At 42.1% G+C, this 23,217-nt stretch carries 24 protein-coding genes; 9 read left to right on the top strand and 15 right to left on the bottom strand.

Annotated elements, in window-relative coordinates; genetic code table 11:
* Nucleotides 1-57: 57 nt before the first annotated feature.
* The 3 genes from ACOOEY_RS08170 to ACOOEY_RS08160 are packed head-to-tail and all read right to left on the bottom strand — an operon-like array spanning nt 58 to nt 2,497.
* Nucleotides 58-1,095: a hypothetical protein gene (locus tag ACOOEY_RS08170; RefSeq protein WP_420388177.1), complete on the bottom strand. Its 1,038-nt coding sequence runs from the start codon at nt 1,093-1,095 to the stop codon at nt 58-60.
* On the bottom strand, nt 1,092-2,255 hold the full coding sequence (locus ACOOEY_RS08165) for a hypothetical protein (protein ID WP_420388176.1): 1,164 nt from the start codon (nt 2,253-2,255) through the stop codon (nt 1,092-1,094). Before ACOOEY_RS08165 ends, ACOOEY_RS08170 begins: the two co-directional genes overlap by 4 nt.
* Before the next feature lie 2 nt (nt 2,256-2,257).
* Nucleotides 2,258-2,497: a hypothetical protein gene (locus ACOOEY_RS08160; RefSeq protein WP_420388175.1), complete on the bottom strand. Its 240-nt coding sequence runs from the start codon at nt 2,495-2,497 to the stop codon at nt 2,258-2,260.
* Nucleotides 2,498-2,797: 300 nt separating this feature from the next.
* Between ACOOEY_RS08160 and ACOOEY_RS08155 the strand changes: the two genes are divergently transcribed.
* A complete protein-coding gene (locus ACOOEY_RS08155) occupies nt 2,798-3,664 on the top strand; it encodes an AraC family transcriptional regulator (protein ID WP_420388174.1) in 867 nt (288 codons plus the stop codon).
* Here ACOOEY_RS08155 and ACOOEY_RS08150 read toward each other — a convergent pair.
* From ACOOEY_RS08150 to ACOOEY_RS08125, 6 genes are read right to left on the bottom strand one after another with little or no spacing between them, the layout of a single operon-like run.
* Nucleotides 3,645-4,967, bottom strand: coding sequence for an FAD-dependent oxidoreductase (locus ACOOEY_RS08150; protein ID WP_420388173.1), 1,323 nt, complete (start codon nt 4,965-4,967; stop codon nt 3,645-3,647). The genes ACOOEY_RS08155 and ACOOEY_RS08150 overlap by 20 nt on opposite strands.
* 45 nt (nt 4,968-5,012) lie before the next feature.
* On the bottom strand, nt 5,013-6,299 hold the full coding sequence (kynU, locus tag ACOOEY_RS08145) for a kynureninase (protein ID WP_420388172.1): 1,287 nt from the start codon (nt 6,297-6,299) through the stop codon (nt 5,013-5,015).
* Nucleotides 6,296-6,793, bottom strand: a complete 498-nt coding sequence (locus ACOOEY_RS08140; protein ID WP_420388171.1) for a methylated-DNA--[protein]-cysteine S-methyltransferase — start codon at nt 6,791-6,793, stop codon at nt 6,296-6,298. The genes kynU and ACOOEY_RS08140 overlap by 4 nt, the downstream gene beginning before the upstream one ends.
* Entirely contained in the window at nt 6,790-7,803 is a 1,014-nt protein-coding gene (locus ACOOEY_RS08135) for an amidohydrolase family protein (RefSeq protein ID WP_420388170.1), read from the bottom strand. Before ACOOEY_RS08135 ends, ACOOEY_RS08140 begins: the two co-directional genes overlap by 4 nt.
* 30 nt (nt 7,804-7,833) lie before the next feature.
* A complete protein-coding gene (locus ACOOEY_RS08130) occupies nt 7,834-8,205 on the bottom strand; it encodes a four helix bundle protein (RefSeq protein ID WP_420388169.1) in 372 nt (123 codons plus the stop codon).
* Between the two features lie 55 nt (nt 8,206-8,260).
* The gene (locus ACOOEY_RS08125) at nt 8,261-8,791 is read right to left on the bottom strand and encodes a 3-hydroxyanthranilate 3,4-dioxygenase (protein ID WP_420388168.1); all 531 of its coding nucleotides are present in this window, start codon (nt 8,789-8,791) and stop codon (nt 8,261-8,263) included.
* Nucleotides 8,792-8,879: 88 nt separating this feature from the next.
* Here ACOOEY_RS08125 and ACOOEY_RS08120 point away from each other — a divergent pair, with 88 nt between their 5' ends.
* The 3 genes from ACOOEY_RS08120 (at nt 8,880) to ACOOEY_RS08110 (ending at nt 13,984) form a co-directional block, all read left to right on the top strand.
* Entirely contained in the window at nt 8,880-9,668 is a 789-nt protein-coding gene (locus ACOOEY_RS08120; protein ID WP_420388167.1) for an SDR family oxidoreductase, read from the top strand.
* Nucleotides 9,669-9,671: 3 nt separating this feature from the next.
* Nucleotides 9,672-11,114, top strand: a complete 1,443-nt coding sequence (locus tag ACOOEY_RS08115; RefSeq protein ID WP_420388166.1) for an aldehyde dehydrogenase — start codon at nt 9,672-9,674, stop codon at nt 11,112-11,114.
* 461 nt (nt 11,115-11,575) lie between these two features.
* Nucleotides 11,576-13,984, top strand: coding sequence for an ABC transporter permease (locus tag ACOOEY_RS08110; protein ID WP_420388165.1), 2,409 nt, complete (start codon nt 11,576-11,578; stop codon nt 13,982-13,984).
* Nucleotides 13,985-13,989: 5 nt separating this feature from the next.
* On the opposite strand, the gene ACOOEY_RS08105 is transcribed toward ACOOEY_RS08110, so the two are convergent.
* Complete coding sequence (locus tag ACOOEY_RS08105; protein ID WP_420388164.1) at nt 13,990-14,766, bottom strand: sterol desaturase family protein; 777 nt, start codon at nt 14,764-14,766, stop codon at nt 13,990-13,992.
* Nucleotides 14,767-14,843: 77 nt separating this feature from the next.
* Between ACOOEY_RS08105 and trxA the strand changes: the two genes are divergently transcribed.
* Nucleotides 14,844-15,140, top strand: coding sequence for a thioredoxin (gene trxA, locus ACOOEY_RS08100; RefSeq protein ID WP_420388163.1), 297 nt, complete (start codon nt 14,844-14,846; stop codon nt 15,138-15,140).
* Here trxA and ACOOEY_RS08095 read toward each other — a convergent pair whose 3' ends face one another.
* The 4 genes from ACOOEY_RS08095 to dxs are packed head-to-tail and all read right to left on the bottom strand — an operon-like array spanning nt 15,141 to nt 18,722.
* The gene (locus ACOOEY_RS08095; RefSeq protein WP_420388162.1) at nt 15,141-15,581 is read right to left on the bottom strand and encodes an RES family NAD+ phosphorylase; all 441 of its coding nucleotides are present in this window, start codon (nt 15,579-15,581) and stop codon (nt 15,141-15,143) included.
* 2 nt (nt 15,582-15,583) lie between these two features.
* On the bottom strand, nt 15,584-16,000 hold the full coding sequence (locus ACOOEY_RS08090; protein ID WP_420388161.1) for an antitoxin Xre/MbcA/ParS toxin-binding domain-containing protein: 417 nt from the start codon (nt 15,998-16,000) through the stop codon (nt 15,584-15,586).
* A 27-nt stretch (nt 16,001-16,027) separates the two neighbouring features.
* Nucleotides 16,028-16,801 (bottom strand): alpha/beta fold hydrolase, encoded by a 774-nt coding sequence (locus ACOOEY_RS08085; protein WP_420388160.1) that lies wholly within the window; start codon nt 16,799-16,801, stop codon nt 16,028-16,030.
* On the bottom strand, nt 16,788-18,722 hold the full coding sequence (gene dxs / locus ACOOEY_RS08080; protein WP_420388159.1) for a 1-deoxy-D-xylulose-5-phosphate synthase: 1,935 nt from the start codon (nt 18,720-18,722) through the stop codon (nt 16,788-16,790). The genes ACOOEY_RS08085 and dxs overlap by 14 nt, the downstream gene beginning before the upstream one ends.
* Nucleotides 18,723-18,867: 145 nt before the next feature.
* On the opposite strand from dxs, the gene ACOOEY_RS08075 reads away from it, so the two are divergent.
* Both ACOOEY_RS08075 and ACOOEY_RS08070 read left to right on the top strand, forming a co-directional pair.
* Entirely contained in the window at nt 18,868-19,623 is a 756-nt protein-coding gene (locus ACOOEY_RS08075) for a segregation and condensation protein A (RefSeq protein ID WP_420388158.1), read from the top strand.
* A 2-nt stretch (nt 19,624-19,625) separates the two neighbouring features.
* Nucleotides 19,626-20,651 (top strand): lysylphosphatidylglycerol synthase transmembrane domain-containing protein, encoded by a 1,026-nt coding sequence (locus tag ACOOEY_RS08070; RefSeq protein ID WP_420388157.1) that lies wholly within the window; start codon nt 19,626-19,628, stop codon nt 20,649-20,651.
* A gap of 54 nt (nt 20,652-20,705) precedes the next feature.
* Here the strand turns inward: ACOOEY_RS08070 and ACOOEY_RS08065 are convergent, their stop codons facing one another.
* Nucleotides 20,706-21,125 carry a nucleoside-diphosphate kinase gene (locus ACOOEY_RS08065; protein ID WP_420388156.1) on the bottom strand — a complete coding sequence of 140 codons (420 nt, stop codon included), beginning with the start codon at nt 21,123-21,125 and terminating at the stop codon, nt 20,706-20,708.
* 189 nt (nt 21,126-21,314) lie between these two features.
* Between ACOOEY_RS08065 and ACOOEY_RS08060 the strand changes: the two genes are divergently transcribed.
* Complete coding sequence (locus ACOOEY_RS08060) at nt 21,315-22,340, top strand: DHH family phosphoesterase (protein WP_420388155.1); 1,026 nt, start codon at nt 21,315-21,317, stop codon at nt 22,338-22,340.
* A complete protein-coding gene (locus tag ACOOEY_RS08055) occupies nt 22,337-23,215 on the top strand; it encodes an FKBP-type peptidyl-prolyl cis-trans isomerase (RefSeq protein ID WP_420388154.1) in 879 nt (292 codons plus the stop codon). Before ACOOEY_RS08060 ends, ACOOEY_RS08055 begins: the two co-directional genes overlap by 4 nt.
* Nucleotides 23,216-23,217 lie beyond the last annotated feature (2 nt).

The following is a 23,217-nucleotide window of genomic DNA, read 5'->3' as shown; positions in this document are numbered from 1 at the left end:
ACAATTTTATAGGAAGCATGCATCTTAGCCTAGTATTGGCCTCGTGCGGTCAACTTACTACCATTTCTTAAAGTCTGACCGATAAATTCCCTGTTGAGATTCGTTGATTCTGAGTTTGAAGTAAAGAGTTGAATCCTTAATGGCCAGGATATTTAAAAAGGGTAGATTTTCAAAGGGTAATTTTTTCCAGCTTTTGGTAAGATTATCCCATTTAAAAAGCATCCCGTTTGACTTAGTGTTTGTGAAGGTTCCTATATACAGGTAACTGGAATGAGTGTATGGGTCATAAATAATTCTGGAGAAGTAGTCATATTGACCAGCAAAATATCCTCTAATGAGTTCAGAATTATGATCAGAAGCCAATTGTTTTAAGTCTAGCTCATCAATGAGTTTACCCGACTCATTGATTACCAATATGATACCTTGCTTGAAGTTTTGTATAGCATAGCAATTATAATTTTCCATCATGGAGATTTCATAATTGCTACTCTTGTATGGGTTAAGGAAAGTGGTTTCGTTGGTTTTCTTGATTACTGAAATAGTATCCGGTGCTTCATTTGTCTTTTTAAAGAGAACAGCCGCTTCAATGTTATTTCCATCAGAGTCAATGCCATAGGAGTCAAAGTGTATGAGTTGGTTGCCATTGGGGGAAATTATCTCTTTTTGATAGTATATTTTTTTCGAGCCATTCAGCTGTAATTTGTTTTTGCTTATCTGCACTTTGCCTCGCTTCAACTCAAAGGTATACAACAGACTGTTTTCGGGACGTGTAGCCAGAAAAGCCCTATGACCCACCTGATAAAGACCAGCCACGGCACCCTTACCTTTGCCTTTCAATACTATTTTATCCTGTAACAAATTGTTCTGGTCGTAGACGAAGATCTGTCCTGGAAATTTGATAGAAGTGATTAGCTTATAATTATCTAAAAAGACCAGCTCATCTATGGTTGCAAGTTCTTCGCCAGACAGATATAATTCCCCGTTTTGTTTGAAAACAAGAAGTGAATCTTTCTCATCTAGAAATGGAAGCTGCTCCTGAGCTATAGAAAAGTTGCCCACCAGGCATATAATGATCAATATAAGTTGTGCTTTCATTCTGTATCCATGATGGCTTTTACTATCCGAACTTTATCAATGAAGGCGCTGCTCAGAAAAAACTCCAGTGTATCACTTTTTATAATTCCTGACAGCTTAGGATTAAACGGTCCTCTTAAGGTTTTGGAAAGATTTACCTCATGAGCCTGGTTATTGTCGAGGTTAATCCGCATAAGGTACACATCATTGTTGCCATGTGTCTCCAATAATCTCTGATAACCTATATAGTAGATGTTTCGGTCTTCAACCTTTACAAAAAAGTGATTGAGGTCGTTAGTGGGACTGGTAAGCCTTTCTTCGGAATAAAATGGTATGTGAGAGGGCTTAAAGATATATGACCTGTGGGAGGCCCTCACGTTAATAAATTCCATTTGTCCATCTTCCTTATAGACCCTTAACCGGTCTTCATGATCGAATAGAAAATGATGCTTCCCCTCAATTTGACTGTACCTGAAGAACTGGAAGGGTGTCTGACTGAACTTACCTGCGTCTGCTATATCTTGAGGGAATTTCCCTATAGTTTTCACCAGTTTGCCTTCGAGATTAAAGCCTGCAATAAGTGGAGATTTTTGAAAAAATGCTTTGGGATTCTCAATACCTACCGCATTTCCAACTGAGATATAGACCAACTGCTCATGTTCAGAATACTCTAAGTGGGGTATTTGAAGGAACCATAAATCTTCTGGGAATTCAAGGTTGATTCGTTTGTCAATTTTGCCCCGCTCATCTACTAGAAATAAGGTTGGATCTCCCGCAAACAGTAACAAAACTCTGTTTTCTTTAGGAATGTATTCATAAGCAATGGGAAGGGAATTGGGGTATTCGTAGTGATTTTCAAGGCTTTTTTTGTCGTAAAGAAACTCAATGGTTCCTGACTGATTGTAGACTCGTATAACACCTCCCCGACTTACGAAACAGTAAAAGTCATCTTCTTTCTCGTAAGTTAAGTTGGCTGAGGAAGGGTCGAAAAAATCGTTTTCTCCCAACACCAATGTATCGATAATCCGAAGATGGGTATCGTGATATTCAAAGCCACTCATTGGAGGGATTTGACCTAGCTTTTCTTTCTTCTTTTCACAAGATAACAGAAGCATCAATAGACAAACCAGAGCAAGAGACACACTTGTAGTAGAAGCGTAACCATCATGGTTATGATCCATTATTATCTCTCAGCCATTAATAGCATATTAACACAACTTGAACTGGTTGCATCAAAAACTGCTCGGGTTTCTCCATATTCACAGCCATCAAAAGACAAAAATCGTCTGTCACAATATTGGTGAGTAATTTCGCAACCTGCTACAACCTCTGTAAAACTATCCTTCCATTTAGTTGCTTTTGCACTAGTACTGATGAAAATCACTCCCATCGCCACAAAGGCTACACTTAGTATTTTTTTCATAATGAGTTATTTGTTGATTAATTACCTACTCACTTAATGGCTTTTCGGCTTACTCCAATTAGAATCAAGATTGACTCATCTGTTTGGCGCAGCCTGTAGCGAATAGCTTAAAATAGATGGTTTGTTGGCTCCTGCAGAATTGCAGTTTTGAAGAAGTGGATTATAAAATAGCTTAATATTTAAATTAAAAACAAGATTAGTTTTAATTGTAGAAATTATCGACTGAGATAGTCAGTTGTTCTGATAGAAATTTTGCCTTTTTTAACCTTTAATAGAGTCTTATATGCTTACATTTCATGCATGAGGTCTCTTCCTTTTAAGATTCCAAAAATTGAAAACAGCTCTCTTTATCTTCAGGTCGATGATGAAGCCTATTTCTATGATCAATTACACCAGCATCCGGAACTGCAGCTGACCTGGATAGTAAAAGGAGAGGGGACTTTAATTTATGGTGACTACCTGGGGCAATTTAAGGCTGGTGATATTTATCTTTTCGGCAGCAATATGCCCCATGTATTCAGAAGTAGTAGTGTATATTATCAGCCAGGTTCTTCTGGTGTACTCTCAAGAACCATATTTTTCAGACCCGAGTTTATAAAGGATGGAGCTCTGGTTTTTCCTGAACTGGAGAGTTTGACAGACTTTCTTCAACAATCAGATCGTGGCCTGAAAATCTCTTCAACTACTTCAGAAGTAATTACTGACTGGTTTCAGGAAGTTTTCCAGTCCACTTCAATTGCTCGTTTGGGAAAATTCTTCGGGTTGTTAAATCAACTGATGGATACTCATTATGAATGGCTGAGCTTTCAACCTCAGAAGTCAATTAATGAAAGTCAGGGAAGGAGGTTAGACGATGTATTCCAGTTTACCCTTGATCATTATCAGAAACCTATTCGCCTGGATGAAGTAGCTGACATAGTACATATGAATAAGGCAGCCTTTTGCCGCTATTTCAAACAACATACGAGAAAGACCTACCTGAATTTTTTGAATGAGATCAGAATGCAGAAGGCTGTTGAACTCCTTAGAAATTCAGAATTGAGCATTGCTCAGGTAGCCTATGAGGTGGGCTTTAATAACCTGTCTAACTTCAATAGAACCTACAAACTGCTCAGGGCTAAAACACCAATGCAGGAGCGAATGAGTTTTAGAGTTGAGCTACAATAGAAGCAAAGTCCAGGTTCTCCCAACGGCTTTCGACTTCAGGATCAGCCAATACCTTGTCCATAATGGACTGCTGCTTTCTTCCGATAGCCAGGGCCTCTGAATATCTTAAGTCACTAAAAGTAACCATTGGGTAAAGCGGCAACCACTGATCAGGATACAGCTCGTTGAGTCTCTTTTCTATTTTTTTCTGTAGAATGAATTGGGGGTCTGCTACTTTGTCGCGCATTTCGATGAAGTTGTACAAAGCCAAATCGGCAATGGCTTCGCCATCAGGCTTGCGCAGTTCCTGATACCTGGCCAGCAGGTCTTGGTTCAGTTCTCCATGCTGTTCGAGTAGTTGATCCAGTACAAAGCAATCTTCAAAGCCTGCATTCATGCCTTGTCCATAGAAGGGTACTATGGCATGTGCTGCATCGCCAATCAGGGCGCAATTTTCTTTCACCCAGGGATAACACCTGACTGTCACCAAACTTGAAGTGGGGTTGGTGAAGAAATCATGAAGTAAATCAGGCATCAGTGGGACTGCATCAGCAAACTCTTCCTGAAAGAATTGCCTGACAGAGTTCTCATCCTGAAGCTTCTCGAATGACTTTTCCCCTTCGAATGGAAGAAAAAGGGTTACGGTAAAGCTTTTGTCCAGATTGGGAAGGGCTATGAGCATGAACTTGCCTCTGGGCCAGATATGCAATGCATTTGGATCGATAGCGAATTCGCCACTGTCAGTTGGCGGAATATGTAGCTCCTTATAGCCAGCTGTGATATAATGCTGCTGGTAATTGAATCGATCGGTGCGCATGAAGGCATTACGCATAGCGCTGAAAGCACCATCGGCACCAAAGATAAAATCCGCACTTATGGTCAGTTCCTGTCCATCATGGAGAAAGCGCGATTGTGTGAGTTGGTAGTCTACTTCAATGCATTTATAGTCGAAGTAGATTTTGGCTCCGGCTTCTTCGGCTTTATCCAGAAGCAATTCATTCAATCCGCTTCTTGAAACAGAGTTAATATACTGCCCTTCTTTTCCATAAGGCTGAAAATTCAGGTCTCCGGCTAAATCATGAATCATACGTCCCGGCATGGGGATGCATCGCTCCTTAACCTCGTTGGCTAGTCCAACAGCATGTAGTCCCTTCAAACCTCTATGACTGAGCGCCAAGTTAATAGAGCGGCCGGCAGAAAGATCTGCTTTTCTCGGATCGGGTCGGCTTTCATAGGTGTTTACCTGATACCCCCTTTTTGAGAGGAATATTGAAAGCAGTGAACCTACCAGCCCTGCTCCGAGAATAGTGATCTTTTTGTCCATAGTTTAAAAAGTTGTCATAACTAAAAAGCTATATGTCGAATGATATTACCCATGGGCATATTTGGCAATGGCCTCTTTTAACAGTCTTCCAAAGTGATAGACATCTTCGAAAGAATTGTATAGGGGGGCAGGCGCAATACGAATGACATTGGGTTCACGCCAGTCGCCAATAACACCTTGCTCTACCAGGTAGTCGAATAACTGCTTTCCATTCTTATGAAAGAAAATAGAAAGCTGAGCGCCTCTTTCCTCCGGATTCCTTGGTGTGATGATCTCGAACAGCTTCTCTTCACCACTTAACTGGTCAATAATAAATTCGAGATAACCGGTCAATTGAAGGCTCTTCTTGCGGAGTGCTTCCATACCCACTTCTTCGAAAATCTCCAGAGATGCCAGGTGAGCTGCAGTGCCAATTACATTCACATTACTCAGTTGCCAGCCATCGGCACCGGGCATCGGTTGAAATCCTTTTTGCATGAGAAACCTCTCGTTTTCATTATGTCCCCACCAGCCTGCAAAACGCGGAATGCTATTATCTTCCGCGAATCTTTCGTGAACAAAGATTCCACTGACATTACCAGGGCCTGAATTCAGGTATTTATAAGAGCACCATGTAGCGAAGTCAACATCCCAGTCATGCAGATGAAGCGGAACGTTTCCGGCAGCATGAGCTAAATCAAAACCTACAAATGCTCCTGCCTGATGTCCGGCAGCAGTGATACTTTTCATATCGAACAGCTGGCCGGAATAGTATTGCAAGCCACCAAAGATCACAAGGGCCAATTCATTTTTATGCTCTTCAATGGCAGAAATAATATCTTCAGTTTTTAATGTGTTTTCACCGGGCCTGGGAGCTAGTTCAATCAGTGCCTTATCAACATCCTGACCATGAAATTTCAACTGACTTTCGAACATGTACTGATCTGAAGGAAAGGCGCCTGCTTCACAAATGATTTTGAAACGCTCAGCAGTAGGTCGGTAAAAGGAGACCATCAGTAAATGTAGATTCACTGAAAGGTTGTTCATAGAAACAACCTCCAATGGTTTAGCTCCGACTATTTTGGCGAGCGCTTTTTTACTAGCCTCATGGAACTTCATCCATGGTCTTTCCTTGGGAACAAAATGACCTTCAACACCATAGGTTTCCCATTTCTTCATTTCCTCTTCAATGAAGCCACGGGTTCTCTTAGGTTGAAGCCCTAAAGAGTTGCCGGTAAAATAATAGGCATCGCGACCATTGATTTGAGGGAAATGAAATTCAGATCTCCACTTTCTTAGTGGATCGGCCTGATCGGCATTTTGTGCAAAGGTGATGGTATTCTCGTATGTCATCCAAATAGATTGAGTTGATTAAAACCAGGAATAGACTGTTCATGTTTTAAGAGCCATTCCTTTCGATGTAGTCCTCCCGCATAGCCTGTCAGACTGCCATCGCTGCCAATAATCCTGTGACAGGGAATAATGATGGCGATTGGGTTTTTGCCATTGGCTGTTCCAACCGCTCTGATTTTCTTTAGGTTACCAAGCTTTATGGCTTGCTTGGCATAGGTTGATGTTTTACCGAAAGGGACATTCAGGAGTTCATCCCACACTTCCTTTTGAAATTCGGTTCCATCTGGATCAACCGGAACATCGAATGTCTTACGTTTCCCTTCAAAGTATTCCTTTAGCTGGAACTTACAGTTCCTGACCACAATAGGAACTTTGCCATCGGTTGAACGCTCTTCATCATCAGTGAACGAAACCAGTTTGATAGCCAGTTCATCACCAATAATCTTCAGTTTCCCGATGGGGGTGTCCAGAAAGGAAATCGCTGTGTGTTTCATGATTCGAATTGTGATCTGTCGAGGTTCAACCACTCTAGTGTGGCATTGCAAAAAATATCGTCTACTACTTCGGGGTTAAGCCCCATCTTTTCGATGTAGGCTCCGATTTCCAGGTCACCTAATGGAAAAGGGTAATCTGAACCCAATGTGACTTTTTTCGAACCCTGCATTTTCAGAACATAGTCCATTAAAACAGGATCATGCGTAATGGAGTCTACCCAGAACTTACCAATATAATCTCTTGGGTTGACAGGGTTATCAATGGCTACCAGGTCAGGTCGGCAATTGAAGCCGTGCTCAATGCGGCCCAGGGTAGGCAGAAAGGAACCACCAGCATGAGAAAAGTTGATACGCAAGTCAGGTAAACGTTCCATTACTCCACCAAAAATCAGAGAACAGGCAGCACGGGAAGTTTCTGCTGGCATACCCACCAGCCATGGGAGCCAGTATTTTTCAATACTATTGAAGCCCATCATGTTCCAGGGATGGATCATGATGCTCATGCCCATTTCCTCGCAGGCTTTGAAAATAGGGAAGAAGCGAGGAGAGCTTAGGTTCTTGTCATTGATATTGGACCCGATCTGAATTCCAGGTAAGCCCAGCTCATTCTTGCATCTTTCTAATTCCTGAATAGCAAGGTCCTCATCTTGCATAGGAATGGTGGCCAGGCCGATATAGTTTTTTGGATATCGATTGCAGATATCTGCAATATGATCATTAAGAAAACGTGATACCTCAAATCCATCTTCCGGCTTAGCATCATAAGAGAACATAACCGGAATGGTTGAGATCACCTGCACCTGAGTACCGAATTCGGCATACTCCTCAATACGAATTTCCGGATCCCAGCAATTAGCCTGAATTTCCCTGAAAAACTTTGTTCCCTTCATCATCATGGCTGCGCCTTCTTTATGATGGTGCAGGTGGATGAAATCACCATAACCGAACTTGTCTGTCCACTTAGGCAGATGCTCAGGGATGATGTGGGTATGCATATCGATCTTTAGCATAGGCAAATAGGGAATTGGGTAATTGGTAAATTAGTCTTTTTGAATTTTGCTCTGATCCGTAATGTATTTTATATATCCATTGAGTGATTTATGAAGATCCTCCAGTTCTTTAATCATCGAGAAATAAAAATCGCTCTTTATGAGATTTCTTCTGTATGCCTTACCTAGCCAATTCTTGGTTTCCAGCAATGAACCTCTGGAATAATAGCAAAAATTTCGATTTTCCTTAAAAAAGTATCTTCCGTATCCTTCAGCAATATTGGCACTAATAGAATCAGCAGCTCTGACTAGTTGCTTGCCCAGAGTGTCTTTTCTGTAGTAATCCCACTCTTCTACGATTCCCCAGATTTTGTCAGATATCATATCTGCGCTTTTGTAAATATTTAACTCTTCAAGCTTCATGTGTTTACTTTTTAGTTCACCAGTTTCCTGATTACCTAATTCACTGGTTCCCCAATTACCCTACAAAGCGTGGATCGGTTTCCATCACATGACCACAGCTCTTACAGGTTCTGAGTTCTTCGGAGTTATAAAATTCCTTGAATCTTGGAAGAAAGTCTTTTTCAATATTCGTTAATGGGAAATAAGTGTCATGAAGTTTCTCATTGCAATTATCGCAAAACCACATCAGACCATCTTTGTGCTCAGGTTGTCTTACCCGTTCAATCACCAAACCCAGGGAGCCCTCACTTCGCATAGGTGAGTGCGGTACTTTAGGCGGATGGAGGTACATGTCTCCCGGACCAAGAGGAATATCTACAGCCTGACCATCTTCCTGAATCCGCACGGTAATATTACCCTCCAGCTGATAAAATAACTCCTCCGTTTCATTGTAATGGTAGTCTTTACGGGCATTAGGTCCGGCAACAATCATCACAATGTAATCTGTGCCTTCCGGATAGAGGTTTTTGTTACCTACTGGTGGTTTGAGTAAGTCACGGTTGTCTTCTATCCACTGTGTCAGGTTAAATGGTCTGCGTATCGACATGTGATTTCCATTTGGTGTGCCCGAATTTACCAAATTTCATCTGAAGCCTAAATGTGATTTTCATAACTTTACCTGAACCCCAAAACCTATGGATTTAAACTTAAAAGGAAAGTCGGCACTGGTTTGCGGCAGTACACAAGGAATCGGTAAAGCCATTGCTGAAGAGCTGGCCAACCTCGGATGTAGTATTACGCTCTGTTCCAGGAATGAAGAAAAGTTGAATAAGGTAAAAGAGCAGCTTTTTCATGCTTCAGGTCAGCAGCATCAGGTCTTAGTCGCTGACTTTGCCAAACCTAATGAAGTCAAGTCAATCATCGATGCGCATATTGCTGCAGGTAACCAATATCAGATACTGATCAACAACACCGGAGGCCCTCCTGGTGGCCAGGCGATTGATGCTGAATTAGAGGCTTTTAGAATTGCTTTCAATCAGCACCTTATTTGTAATCAGATCCTTGCTCAGGCATGTGTGCCGGCAATGAAAGAATCTGGCTATGGGAGAATTATCAATGTCATTTCTACCTCGGTGAAAATGCCAATTCCTGGACTAGGCGTTTCGAATACCATCAGAGGAGCAGTGGCGAATTGGTCTAAAACATTGGCGAATGAACTGGGGCCTTTTGGGATTACCGTGAATAATGTGCTTCCCGGTGCTACCTCCACACAAAGGCTCAGCTCCATAATTGAGAATAAAGCCAATAAGAGTGGAAAAACAATTGCTGAAATGGAGGAAGAAATGAAGTCAGAGATTCCTGCCAGACGCTTTGCTGATGCCAGTGAGGTGGCCGCTGCCGCGGCATTTTTAGCTTCACCATCGGCAGGCTATATCAATGGAGTCAATATTCCTGTAGATGGTGGCAGAACAGGTTGTCTTTAGTCTATGGAAAGGATTTTAAATTATATAGGTGGAGAACTCATAGCACCACAATCAGGTAAATACCTGGAAAATGTTGAGCCGGCTACGGGAAAAGTATATGGGGAGATTCCTGATTCAGAAGCTGCTGATGTCGATTTAGCAGTGAAGGCTGCTCAGGCAGCATTTCCCGTTTGGTCGAAGACATCGAGGGCTGAGAGATCTAAACTGATGCTCAAAGTGGCTGACCTAATCGACCAGAACCTGGAAGAGTTGGCAATGGCTGAGTCAAAAGACAATGGAAAGCCGATCAAGTTGGCCAGAGCAGTAGATATTCCCAGAGCCTCGGCTAATATGAGGTTTTTTGCTACGGCCATTCTTCATGAGTCTTCTGAGGCCCATCAAACGGATGATGAAGCGATCAATGTTACGGTCAAGTCTCCACTTGGTGTGGTGGGATGTATTTCGCCATGGAATTTACCCTTGTATTTGTTCACCTGGAAAATTGCTCCGGCTTTAGCTTCCGGAAATACAGTGGTGGCTAAGCCATCTGAAATTACTCCAATGACGGCCTACCTCTTTTCAAAGCTTTGTATTGAGGCCGGTTTACCAAAAGGAGTTCTGAATATTGTTCATGGATTAGGCCCGAAAGTGGGGCAGGCCGTTGTTGAGCATAATGATACGCAGGCCATTTCATTTACTGGAGGAACCAAGACAGGGAAGCAGATTGCAGCCACAGCAGCACCCATGTTTAAGAAACTGTCTCTCGAACTGGGTGGAAAGAATCCGAATATCATTTTTGCTGATTGTGATTTTGATAAGGCATTAAAAACCTCGTTACAATCCAGCTTTGCTAATCAAGGCCAAATCTGTTTATGTGGATCCAGAATATTTATTGAACGACCTATCTATGAGCAATTCAGAGATGCATTTGTTGAAAAGGCCTCGAAACTAAAGATAGGTTCTCCCTATGATGACAGTACTCAGGTAGGAGCATTGGTTTCTGCTCAGCATCTGGAAAAGGTCATGTCCTATGTTAAAATAGCTCAAGAAGAAGGAGGAAGATTATTATGTGGAGGCCAAATAGTAGAAGTGGAAGGCGAATGCTCACAAGGGTTCTATTTGCAGCCAGCTGTTTTTGAAGGACTGGCATATGATTGCAGAACCAATCAGGAAGAAATTTTCGGTCCTGTTGTTACACTTACTCCCTTCGACACAGAAGACGATGTCTTAGAAATGGCCAATTCTACAGATTATGGTCTCTCTGCTACGGTTTGGACATCTAACCTGAACCGAGCCAACAGAATTTCCCGCGATTTGCATAGTGGTATTGTATGGGTGAATTGTTGGTTATTCAGGGATTTGAGAACTCCTTTCGGGGGAGTGAAAAACAGTGGTGCCGGTAGAGAAGGAGGATGGGATGCGCTGGACTTTTTCACAGAAAAAAAGAATATCTGCATTAAATACTAAATTGTTGTAAACAACAAAAAAATGTATGTGAAGCAAATTTTGCTTGTGAATAGTGTCCACTATAACTTTTTGCAATTATTAGTTTGTTAAATTTTATTTAATAAAAAATCCTACTAACTTTGATTTCATCTGAGGCCAAAAGCCTCTTACATTAAGACAATTCGCGAAAGCATTAAAGATAAGTCTGGGTGTAGGAACCGAAAGGTTCACTATGAGTAGTTAGTTACCCAGGTGTTTAGGTGAAAGGGAGTCGCTCCAACGGGAGTGACTCTTTTATTTTATAGCCTTCTGTGTTTTCCTTCCTTCTTAAAGTTCAATTCCAGAATACCCAGGCATCTGAAAAAGGAATGGTGCTGAGTGCAACCTTTTTCGATTATGTCGGTCACTAGTGTAAGTTTTTGCGAATCGTTTCGTCTTAGCTTCAGTATATACAGAAATCAGGTTAACTAACTCAAATCACCATGGTCAAAAACTATTTAAAAGTAGCATTCCGCTCGCTACAGAAAAATCGTGCATTTTCTTTGATTAATATCACCGGTCTTGCACTGGGTATTGCTGCAAGTTTGCTCATTATGCAATACGTCAATTATGAGCTCAGCTATGAAGACTTTAATCCCAAAAAAGATAGGGTTTACAGGCTCAAAACGAATCGCTATGAAAAAGGAGAGCTTAGCACAGAGTGGGCGGCAGGAGTAGTCTCAATTGGTCATTTAACCAAAGAGCATCTGGCCGATGTTGAGGCTTATGCTAGACTGAATCAGACAGGGGGAGTGTTCTCCAAAGGAGACATAGAGTTCCGGGAGAACAAAGTTTATTTTGCTAACCCTTCAGTATTCGATCTCTTCCACACTCAAATATTATACGGTGACAAGGAAACGGCCCTTACAGAGCCAGGCTCAGTGGCGTTATCGAGAAGTACCGCTAAAAAGTATTTCGGGCGGGAAGATGTGGTAGGTGAAGACCTTTACTTCAACCGGGATAGATTGATTAAAGTGACGGCCGTTTTTGAGGATGTTCCTCAGAACACCCATTTCAAATATGACATACTAGCTTCCTGGAGTACAATTGCTCAGGGAGAGTTTGCCCAGGATGCGAACAGGGTTTGGTACTGGGATGGATATTTCAATTACATCATGTTGAAAGAAGGTGTAGATGCAAAGGCCTTTGCCAAGAAGGTAGATGATCTGGTTGAGCAACAATGGGGGGAAGAAATGAGAGAGAACGAATCCTGGATGGATTTTGAACTCCAGCCTCTGGGTGATATTCACCTCTACTCCAATTTTATGGGAGAGGCGGAAGTCAATGGCGATGGTGATGCCGTTTATGCACTGCTGGGAATTTCATTTTTCATTATAGTCATTGCCTGGGTTAACTATATCAACCTGGCGACTGCCAAATCTATGGAGAGGGCCAGAGAGGTTGGTCTCAGAAAAGTGCTGGGCTCACTTCGTGGACAATTGATCAGGCAGTTTCTGACAGAGAGCCTTATTATCAATTTCTTTGCTGTATTACTGGCCTTCTGTATAGTTATGTTAGTGATGCCGGCTTTCGCTCAACTAGCAGATCAGCCTATGACCATGGCGCTGTTTACGGAGCAGGGTTTTTGGATTGGGCTCGCAACATTGTTTCTGGCTGGTACTTTTCTTTCCGGACTTTACCCGGCTCTGGTACTATCTTCTTTCAAGCCAATAGATTCATTGAAAGGCAGCAAATTGTCTAATACCGGTGGAACCTGGTTGCGGAAAGGATTGGTGGTATTCCAGTTTATGGCTTCTGTTGGGTTAATTATTGGGACCTATACGGTATATGAGCAAATCACTTTTATGCGAAATCAGGATCTCGGAGTAGATATCAACCAGACCCTCGTGATCAACGGTCCCAACGTGCTCGATTCTACCTATCAGGAAAAGTTGACCGCTTTTGGAGATATGATGAAGTCCAATGCCAATGTTGAAAATGTAGTAGTGAGTACAGGAGTACCGGGAAGGAATGTGTTCTGGAATGCCGGAGGAATTAGAAAGGAAGGGGAGCCAGATACCGAAGGCAAGCAGTACAGGGTTATTGGTATCGGATATGATTTTGTGGAAACCTATGACCTTGAGTTAATCGCAGGTAGAAGCTTTGATAGAAGTTTCGGAGATGAAGAGTCTAAGATTTTATTCACGAGATCAGCCGTTGAACAGATGGGCTTTAGAGATCCTGAAGAAGCTTTGAATACAAGAGTCAATTTCTGGGGACAGATATATACCATTGTTGGTGTCTTGGAAGACTACCACCATACTTCTCTTAAAGAAGATTATGATCAATTGATATTCAGAATGATCCCTGATGCGACCGGCTATTATTCTATTAAGTATAATTCAGCCAATACGCAACAGGTGGTGAGTCTGGCGCAAGAACAGTGGGCTCGGTTCTTTCCGGGAAATCCATTTGAGTATTTCTTCCTCGATGATCGTTTCAATGAGCAATATAAAGCAGATCAGCAATTCGGAGCGGTGTTTAGTATTTTCTCAGGTCTCGCGATTTTTGTGGCTTGCTTAGGCTTATTTGGTCTGGCTGCATTCATGACCACCACCAGAATTAAGGAGATTGGAATTCGTAAGGTGCTAGGAGCTTCTATCGCCAGTATTTTACAGCTACTGTCTACAGATTTCCTGAAGCTGATTCTGATTGCCGTCATTCTGGCCATTCCTGTGGCCTATTATGGAATGGATCAATGGCTGAATGGTTTTGCCTTCAGAATTAATTTGGCCTGGTATATCTTCCTGATTCCTGCAGTTTTGGTTCTGCTGATAGCCTTATTCACGGTAAGCTTCCAGACTTTAAGAGCGGCAAGAGCCAACCCTGTTGATAGCCTGAGATACGAATAAGATATTCAGGAAGTATGCTTCTCAAAATTAGGAGCATACTTCTCACTTTCCGTTTTCATTAACTTATCCCAGAAAGTAAAATACAGTCCAAAATTATACCTGTACTGTGTATGGTGGAGGCTGTGATGTGTCGCCCCTATCAACCAACGGCCTAGCCAGTGTTTGTGAAAACCCTTAGGGTAAATCTCAACATTGGAGTGGTTAATCGCACTGGTGATAGTCATAAAAGTGAGCAGGGCGACAATGGTCCAATAGTGCATTGGAAGAAAGAGTATAATGACCGGGATAATCAAAGACTGCAAAACGCCTTCACCCGGGTGAAAAGAGAAACTGGTCCATGGAGAAGTTATATGGCTGTCGTGATGCGTTTTATGGATGAGGCGATAGACACTGGGTCGGTGCATCCAGCGATGAAGCCAATAGTAATAAGTCTCATGAATAAAGGCCGCAATGAGAAAGCTCACCGGTACCCACCACCAGCTGAATTGATCCATGTCGTCATAAATGGCCGTGTAGCCTTTCTGCCACATCACTACCATGCCGGCACCTGCCAGAGCAAAGAGCATTGATGTGAATGTAGACCAGAAGATTTCCTTTCGGAATTGCTCTTTGGATGAACCAGAACTGAAAATTTTTCTACTGCGTGTTGATTCAGGATCTATCACATAAAACACCACATAGAATATGCCTGCCACCAGTGTATAACGGAAAACCACTATCAGGAACATGAGTCCCGTTAGGGCCAGGAAACTTAAAGGCTCAGTAAAGTCGTATTGATGCATATGGCTAGAGACTGATCACTTGCAGTTAGGAACAATTAAAAGGATGAAGCTGTTTTTCATTTGATTAATTTAAGGGTATGAAAGGAAAATTCGATGCTTTAGTAGATCAGGAAACACCAGTGCTGGTAGATTTTTATGCTGATTGGTGTGGACCTTGTCAAATGATGGCACCCGTTTTAAAAGAAGTAGCTCAGGAAACAGATGGCAGGGTGAAAATTATTAAAGTGGATGTTGATAAAAACCAGCCTATAGCTCAAAGGTTCGGGGTGAGAAGTATTCCTACGTTAATTCTCTTTAAGAGTGGAAAAATTGTCTGGCAGAAAGCAGGGGTTGTAACCAAAAGAGAATTGTCTCATGTCTTAAGTCAGAACTAGTCAAAGCCTCTCATCCCAAAAGAAAGTTTCTAAGGCTGCAATTTTCAATTGATTAAAATGAGAGTGCTTAACATTGATGACGTAGTTGTATTCCTGCGCGACTAATACAGAAGGGACTTTCAAAATAAGGCTACTCTGTTTATGATACCAATGTGAGCCTATTCGTTGAAGAGCAGGATATGACTTAATGGATTTCCAATTGGAGGGGAGTGCATCCATGCTAACCTCCTCGATCGTAGGCTCGGAAATATCAATAACCATTACCTTATAATTGCCTTGAGGGGTAACTCCATTGGTATGAGCCAATAGTTCAAGGGCACAAAGTGCTCGCGATTCAGCAGCATAAATCACAAATTCACCTTCCTTGTTCCAGCGATTGATCCTACCAGAAGCTTTTAATTCAGTTGAGTACTCTTCCTTACAGATTCTGTAGGCCAGCATATTTAGATAGTATCTCCGGATTCAATAGCGCTCAGTTTGTGGTCTATAAACTGAATACCCGATATAGTTTTGAGAAAATCTAAAGGGGGGCGGTTGTCAAAAAAGAAATTGGGTTTTTCTAACCATTCGGTGAGCTTTTCTTTATTGCCAAAAACTCTAATACCATGTTGCAATACCGATAGTATGGCCAGGGTATGTTCTTGTTGAATTGGCTTGAGTTCTACCGTTTTGTCTCTGTAACTGCGGTAGGTTTTAACGTTAATGTTCAGACAGTCTGAGATAACCTCATCACTGAGGGTAGTAAAGTTCTTAATTAAGGGCACGAAATTGGAATCTATGGTGGTGCTTACTAAATAAGCTACAAAGGCTTCTTCAGCTACTGATTGGGGTATGTCTGGTATGGTATATTCACTGCCCATACCATAAGTTACAAAATCATTTTAGGTTTAGGAAATTTTACCTAAATAATTCTCCAAAATTACCTGAAATTGATTTCTGTCCTCGAACATGCCCATATGACCAATACCCTGTAATATATATCCGTCAACAGTTTCCCTGCCATAAATATGTTCTTCGGAAATCTCTGGCCCGATTCGGATGTCCTCTGTTCCACCCACAAAAAGGCAATGAGCCATGATGTTTTTCCAGACGTTGAACCTGTCTGGCCTGTCGCGCATAGCTTTTGTGTAAGCCAATATTGACTCCTGAGAAGTATTTAGGCCCATTTGTCTGATGGCTTCAACAGCTTCTTGACAATGATTCAGATTATCCCTGGCAAATAAACTGGGAGCGAAGGTCTCTATCCATTTTTGGTGACCATGTTTGAGGATAAACTCCATCACCCTGTTACGGTTCTCCTTTCCTTCGATAGTGTCTGCAAATGCTGTTGAGTGAATGAGTCCAAAGCCCTTGATGGTTTCAGGGAATAGGTCGGCTAGTGCCAGCCCAACATATCCCCCCAGAGAATGCCCTATCCAAACGGCTTCATCAATACCCTGAGCAATAGCCCAATCTTTGAGTATCTCAGCCACCAGCTCGAGGGAGATGTTGTTTGTTGGCAATTCAGATTTGCCAAACCCCGGGAGGTCAATGGAATAGATTTGATAATGTTCTGATAGTGGAGCAGCGATATTATTCCACATAGTCAGGTTTTCACAAAACCCGTGAATGAGAATAACAGGTATTCCCTGACCCTGAACTCTGAAATTAATTGCTGGCATAAGGGGAAGACACTTTTACCCCTAACATTTGTTTTGCAGTGTTGGCAATGCCAGCCGGATCGAAACCACATTCAGCATGCAGTTCCAGCTGTGTACCATGCTCCACGATTTTGTCAGGAATACCCAGAATCTTCACCTGTGCAGAATAATTATTAGCTGCCATGAATTCCAGTACAGCACTTCCGAAACCACCAGTAACACAGCCATCTTCGACTGTAATTACCTTCTTGAAGTTTCTGAAGATATCATGCAGTAATTCTTCATCTAATGGCTTTACAAAGCGCATGTCGTAATGAGCCGGATTAATACCCGCCTGATTCATTGATTCGCGTGCTTCGATTACATAGTTACCAATGTGGCCTAATGTAAGAATTGCTAAATCCTCGCCATCAGCTATTTTTCTGCCTGTACCAATGGTCACTTTTTCCATCTGTGTACGCCATTCAGGCATTACACCCTGACCACGAGGATAACGAATTGTAAATGCCTGCCCATCTCTTGGTAATTGAGAAGTATACATCAGATTTCTTAATTCAGCTTCATTCATTGGAGCTGCCAGAATCATATTAGGTATACACCGCATGTAGGCCACATCATAGGCGCCATGGTGAGTCGGGCCATCAGCTCCTGCGAAACCTGCACGGTCTAGGCAGAAGTTTACGGCCAGGTCCTGAATACATACGTCATGGATTACCTGGTCATAAGCCCTTTGCATGAATGTACTGTAGATATTACAGAAAGGTATAAGGCCCTGAGTTGCCAGGCCAGCGGAGAAAGTCACAGCATGTTGTTCAGCTATACCCACATCGAATGCTCTTTCCGGCATTGCCTTCATCATAATATTCATAGAAGAACCAGAAGGCATGGCAGGTGTTACCCCCATGATTTTGTCGTTCTTCTCGGCCAGTTCCACTAGGGTATGACCAAATACATCCTGATATTTTGGTGGTTCTGGTTTGTCATTAATCTTCTTGAATACCTCTCCGGTAACCTTGTCAAATTTGCCAGGAGCATGCCATTTAGTAGCATTTCCTTCTTCAGCAGGTTTGTATCCTTTACCTTTTACAGTTACACAATGAAGGATTTTTGGACCGGGTATATTTTTAAGATCATTGAGTACATGGGTCAGGTGATGAACATCATGTCCATCTACCGGGCCAAAATATCTCAAATTCAGAGATTCAAAGAGGTTACTCTGCTTGAGCAGCATGGCCTTGATCGAATGCTCAACCTTTGAAATAACGTCTTGAGCACTTTTTCCAAACTTGGAAAACTTGCTTAATAATTTCCAGACATCATCCTTAACCCTGTTATAAGTTCCTGAAGTAGTGACATCAGTCAGATAATCCTTAAGTGCACCCACGTTCGGGTCAATCGACATGCAGTTATCATTCAAAATGATCAGCAGGTTGGCATTGGTAGCTCCGGCATGGTTCATTCCCTCAAAGGCGAGTCCACCCGTCATTGCACCATCTCCAATTACCGCAATGTGCTGTCTGTCATCTTTTTTATACTGGTTGGCAATGGCCATACCCAAGGCGCCTGAAATAGAAGTAGAAGAGTGGCCGACACCGAAGGTATCGTATTCACTTTCTTTTCTCTTCGGAAAGCCTGAAATGCCTTTATAGAGTCTGTTGGTGTGGAAACTGTCTCTGCGACCGGTCAAGATTTTATGACCATATGCCTGATGCCCTACGTCCCATACCAGTTGATCAGTTGGAGTATTGAAGATGTAGTGAATCGCCACGGTTAGTTCTACTACACCCAGACTTGCTCCAAAATGTCCGCCATAGACCGATACGTTATCAACAATATACTGTCTCAGTTCGTCACAGATTTGTACCAGCTGTGTCTGATCTAATTTCTTTAGATCGTCTGGACAGTTGATTTTAGAGAGTAAAGGTCCGGGCTTGATCAACATTTTTTCATTTGGATGTCTAGTGAACAAACATACGGTTCAAATGTTTGTCACAGATTCTAGTTCGTGGCAAAATTAAAAATAATTTTTGCATGAAAGCCTCAGTTCTTTCAATCTCTATATATTTGATTCAAAACAATTTGTAACCGTGAGCTTCGAAATCAAGCTGCCACTTTTTGAGGGTCCCTTCGATTTGCTGCTGTTCTTCATTCAGCGCGATGAGCTTGATATACACGATATTCCAATTCATACAATCACGAAAGACTTTCTCGACTATCTCCATCATTTAGAGGAAATGAATGTCGAAGTGGCCAGTGAGTTTATTTTGGTAGCTGCTACGTTGATGCGTATTAAGGCGAAAATGCTTTTGCCAAGGCCTGTGCTCGATGAAGAGGGGAATGAAATTGACCCTCGGGAAGAGTTAGTGAAACACCTGCTGGAGTACAAGAAGTACAAGTCGGTGGTTGAAGAGCTGGGTAAAATGGAGTTCAACCGATCGCAGAAGGAATCGCGGGGTAATATTGTGAAGGAATTGAAGAAGCTGGCAGAGGGCAATAATGTCGAGTCAGAGCTTCAGGATATAGACCTGTATAAACTGGTTAAAGTGTTCCAGCGTGTAATGGAACGTTATGAATACGAGCAGAACAAGCCAAAACATGAAGTGGTCCAATATCCATATACCATTTCTAAGCAAAGAGATTTTATTATGAATAAGCTGGAAGACAAGCCGCGCTTGTCTTTCGAACAGCTGATAGAATTCGAACCCAATAAGATTGCCGTCATCTTTAACTTTTTGTCTATCCTCGACTTGCTTCAAATGCGTCTTATTACCATGCATTTGGGTGAGGGCTTCAATAACTTCTGGATCGAAAAAATTGAAGAAGATCTGGTAGAACAACCCTAGCTATGGAAAATAAGAAAGCGCTGAAAGTACTCAATCCTCGAAGCGTTTGGTTGCCTGTTGTCATTGGACTCTCTCTGATTTTTTACATGGCTTATCGCGATGATCAGCTTTCTTTAGAGACACTTCATCTCCTTTCAGACTTTTACCTGCCCTTTCTTCTGATAATATTTTTGGTGGCTGCCATTAAAGATAGTTTGAATGCCTGGCGTGTAAGGAGTATATCCCATAATGAAATGGGTGTAGCTCATGCTTTTAGAATCATCTTACTCTGGGAGTTTGCCATTGCAGTGACTCCACCGATCATCGGAGCAGCGGCCGTATTGGTTTTCATTATATATAAGGAAGGACAACCCTTTGGGAAAGCACTGGCTTATACCCTGCTATTGGCTATACTCGATAATTTGTTTCTGCTTACCTCTTCTCCTTTGGCGATTTGGTGGAGTGGTGGGGCCGTGTTGCCAGAGGTACCTGCCGGGACAAGTATTTTTGAAGAAAGCCTCTCTCATGTGTTCTGGCTTAGTTATTCTTCTATTGTGGTATACACTTCATTTATGCTTTCGGCATTGCTGTTATTTCCCAAAACCATAAGGAAGTTGATGTCGGGGTTGATGGGAATAAAAATGCTTAGCCGTTGGAAAGCTCAGGTCATGAAGCAGAGTGATGAATTGATTCTGGCCTCACAGGTCCTGAAAGGCCAGTCAGCTCTCTACTGGCTTAAATTATTGGCTATTACCTATATGGTCTGGATCTTCAAATTCGCCATGGTCAATATTTGGGTGAATGGCTTTGCTGGAATAGAATCGGGGGATCAACTTTTAATGATTGGCAGGCATATTACCATGTGGGTGGTTATGCTGGTGTCTCCATCACCGGGAAATGCCGGGACCGCAGAGTTCATCTATCCGGTCTTCTATCGTGATTTTGCGGGGAGTTATACTTTCGTATCCAGTATGCTTTGGCGTTTTTCAACTTACTACCCCTATCTATTGATTGGTGTGTTTTTAATTCCACGCTGGTGGAAAAAATAAAAGCGCTCTGACCTAAGTCAAAGCGCTTTTGAATTTCTTATTACTCAATCCTATTTAGAATCTCTCGAATTGGCTGAAGTAGAAATTACCTTCAATCTGAGCATTCTCGTCAGAATCTGAACCGTGTACTGCATTTTCGCCAATTGACTTAGCATACAGTTTACGGATAGTACCTTCTGCAGCATCTGCAGGATTAGTAGCACCGATCAGAGTTCTGAAATCTTCTACTGCATTGTCTTTCTCAAGAATAGCAGCTACGATTGGTCCGGAAGACATATAGTCTACCAACTCACCGTAGAAAGGTCTTTCTTTGTGTACTTCATAGAACTTACCGGCCAATTCAGCAGTAAGTCTGGTGTATTTCATAGAAATGATTTTGAAGCCAGCGTCCTCAATCATTTTCAAAATTGCTCCCATGTTACCATCAGCTACCGCATCAGGTTTAATCATTGTAAATGTTCTGTTTCCCGCCATTTTACTTTATTATCAATAGTTGCGTTTCAAAATTCGGTCGCAAAAATAGAAGATAATTTTGATTTAACCCCTTCAGCCTCATTTCTTTTAAATTCTTAATAATCAGATAATCAAGGGCTAGCATTGTTTAGTAAAACTATTCTTGTCAAATTTGCCCTCCTTTCAAATACCCATTGGGTTATTGATTGCATGCAAGAGATCAGACTACTACAGGAAAAACTCGCAAACCCCTCTCGAATCGTTATCACTACTCACGATAAGCCGGATGCTGATGCGCTTGGCTCATCTTTGGGAATGGCGAATTATCTGGAGAAGCTCGGACACCAGGTAACTGTAATTACTCCCTCAGATTATCCGGAGTTTTTACACTGGATGAAAGGCAATGATCAGGTGAAAATCTTCACCCATGAAAAAGCCGAAGATTGCGAACAGTGGGTCAATGAAGCCGACATTATCTTTGCCCTGGACTTTTCAGTACTCAGTAGAATCAATGAGTTGGGTGAAATGGTTCGAGCTGCCAAAGGCTTTAAGGTGAACGTTGATCACCACCTGAACCCGGAAGACTTTGCAGATTTCAGCTATTGGAGTACAGAAGCAGCGGCTACCTGTGAACTCTGTTATGATCTGATTGTGAATCTCGGTCACGAAGATTTGATTGACCAGGATATTGCCGAATGCCTTTATGCTGGAATCATGACTGATACCGGAGGTTTTCGTCATCCCAATACCACCAAGAATGTACATGAGGTGGTTGCTCAACTTATTGAGAAAGGGGCTGATAACAGCAAGGTTTCCAAAAATATTTACGACAAGAATTCACTGAACCGGCTGAGATTTCTTGGCTATGCGTTGAGTGAAATACTGGAAGTCATTCCGGAATATAGGGTAGCTTTCTTTGCGATTACTGAAGAGGAGCTGGCCCGTTATGAGACAAAGACTGGCGATACAGAAGGCTTGGTTAATTATGCCCTGTCTATAGAAGGTATTACTCTGGCAGGCTTATTTAAAGAATCAGAAGGCAAGGTGAAAATTTCACTAAGATCAATTGGTGATTTTCCTGCCAATGAGATTGCCGCCAGATTTTTCGATGGTGGAGGGCATAAGAACGCTGCCGGTGGCAGAGTCAATCTGAGCCTGGATGAAACCATTAAGTTATTCAAAAGCATCCTTCCTGAGTATGCTGCTCAGCTGGAGGAGGAATCAAAGAAAGTATGAGAAAGTATAGAAATATAATTGGTGCAGGCCTACTTGTGGCTGCCATTGCAGGTTGTAATCAAAGCCCGGAATTCATTGAATTAGAATCTGGTCTGAAGTTCAGAAAACTGGAAGCAGGAGATACTACTGCTGCTCAAATGGGAGATGTGATGAATCTTATCATGACTCACACCTTAGGCGATTCAGATTCTGTTCTTTATGATTCAGGAGACGAATTGGGATACTATATGAATCCTTTCACCGGTTTGCCACCGAACCTTCAGGAAGCCTTCCTTCAATGTAATGAGGGAGACAGTGCACAAATTCAGATGAAGTACTCAGAATATGCTGCTATGACAGGACGTCCTTTTACCCCGGCCGATAGTGCTAAAGTGGTGAATTGGAACATTCGAGTCAGAGAAATCGAGAACGAAAGAGTAGTTGTTGAAAGAATTCAGAACGAGCAACTGGAGAAGGATCAGACAATTATTGAAGACTATCTTGTTAACAATAATTTAGAAGCTCAAACTACAGAAGACGGTATTGCCGTTGTAACTTTGGAAAACGGAAATGGTGAATATCCAAAAGAGGGAGACCTTGTAAAGGTTAACTATGCGGTGAGACTATTAGATGGTACACTGATTGATACCAGCAACGAAGCGCTGGCTAAGGAAAATAACCTCTATAACCCGAATCGTGATTATGCTCCGTATGAGTTTACCTTAGGTAGAGGAGAAGTAATCAGAGGTTGGGATCTGGGTATTCCCCAAGTAGATAAAGGAGGTAAAGCGAAGCTCTTTATCCCTTCAGGCTTAGGGTACGGTGCCAGAAATAATGGAGGTCCAATCCCACCTAATTCCGTGTTGATGTTTGATATTGAAGTTGTTGATTTTTAACC

This window comes from Roseivirga sp., assembly GCF_965216855.1.
GTDB lineage: Bacteria > Bacteroidota > Bacteroidia > Cytophagales > Cyclobacteriaceae > Roseivirga.
Note: the sequence above shows the minus strand (reverse complement) of the source record. Positions and strands in the feature narration are given on the sequence as shown.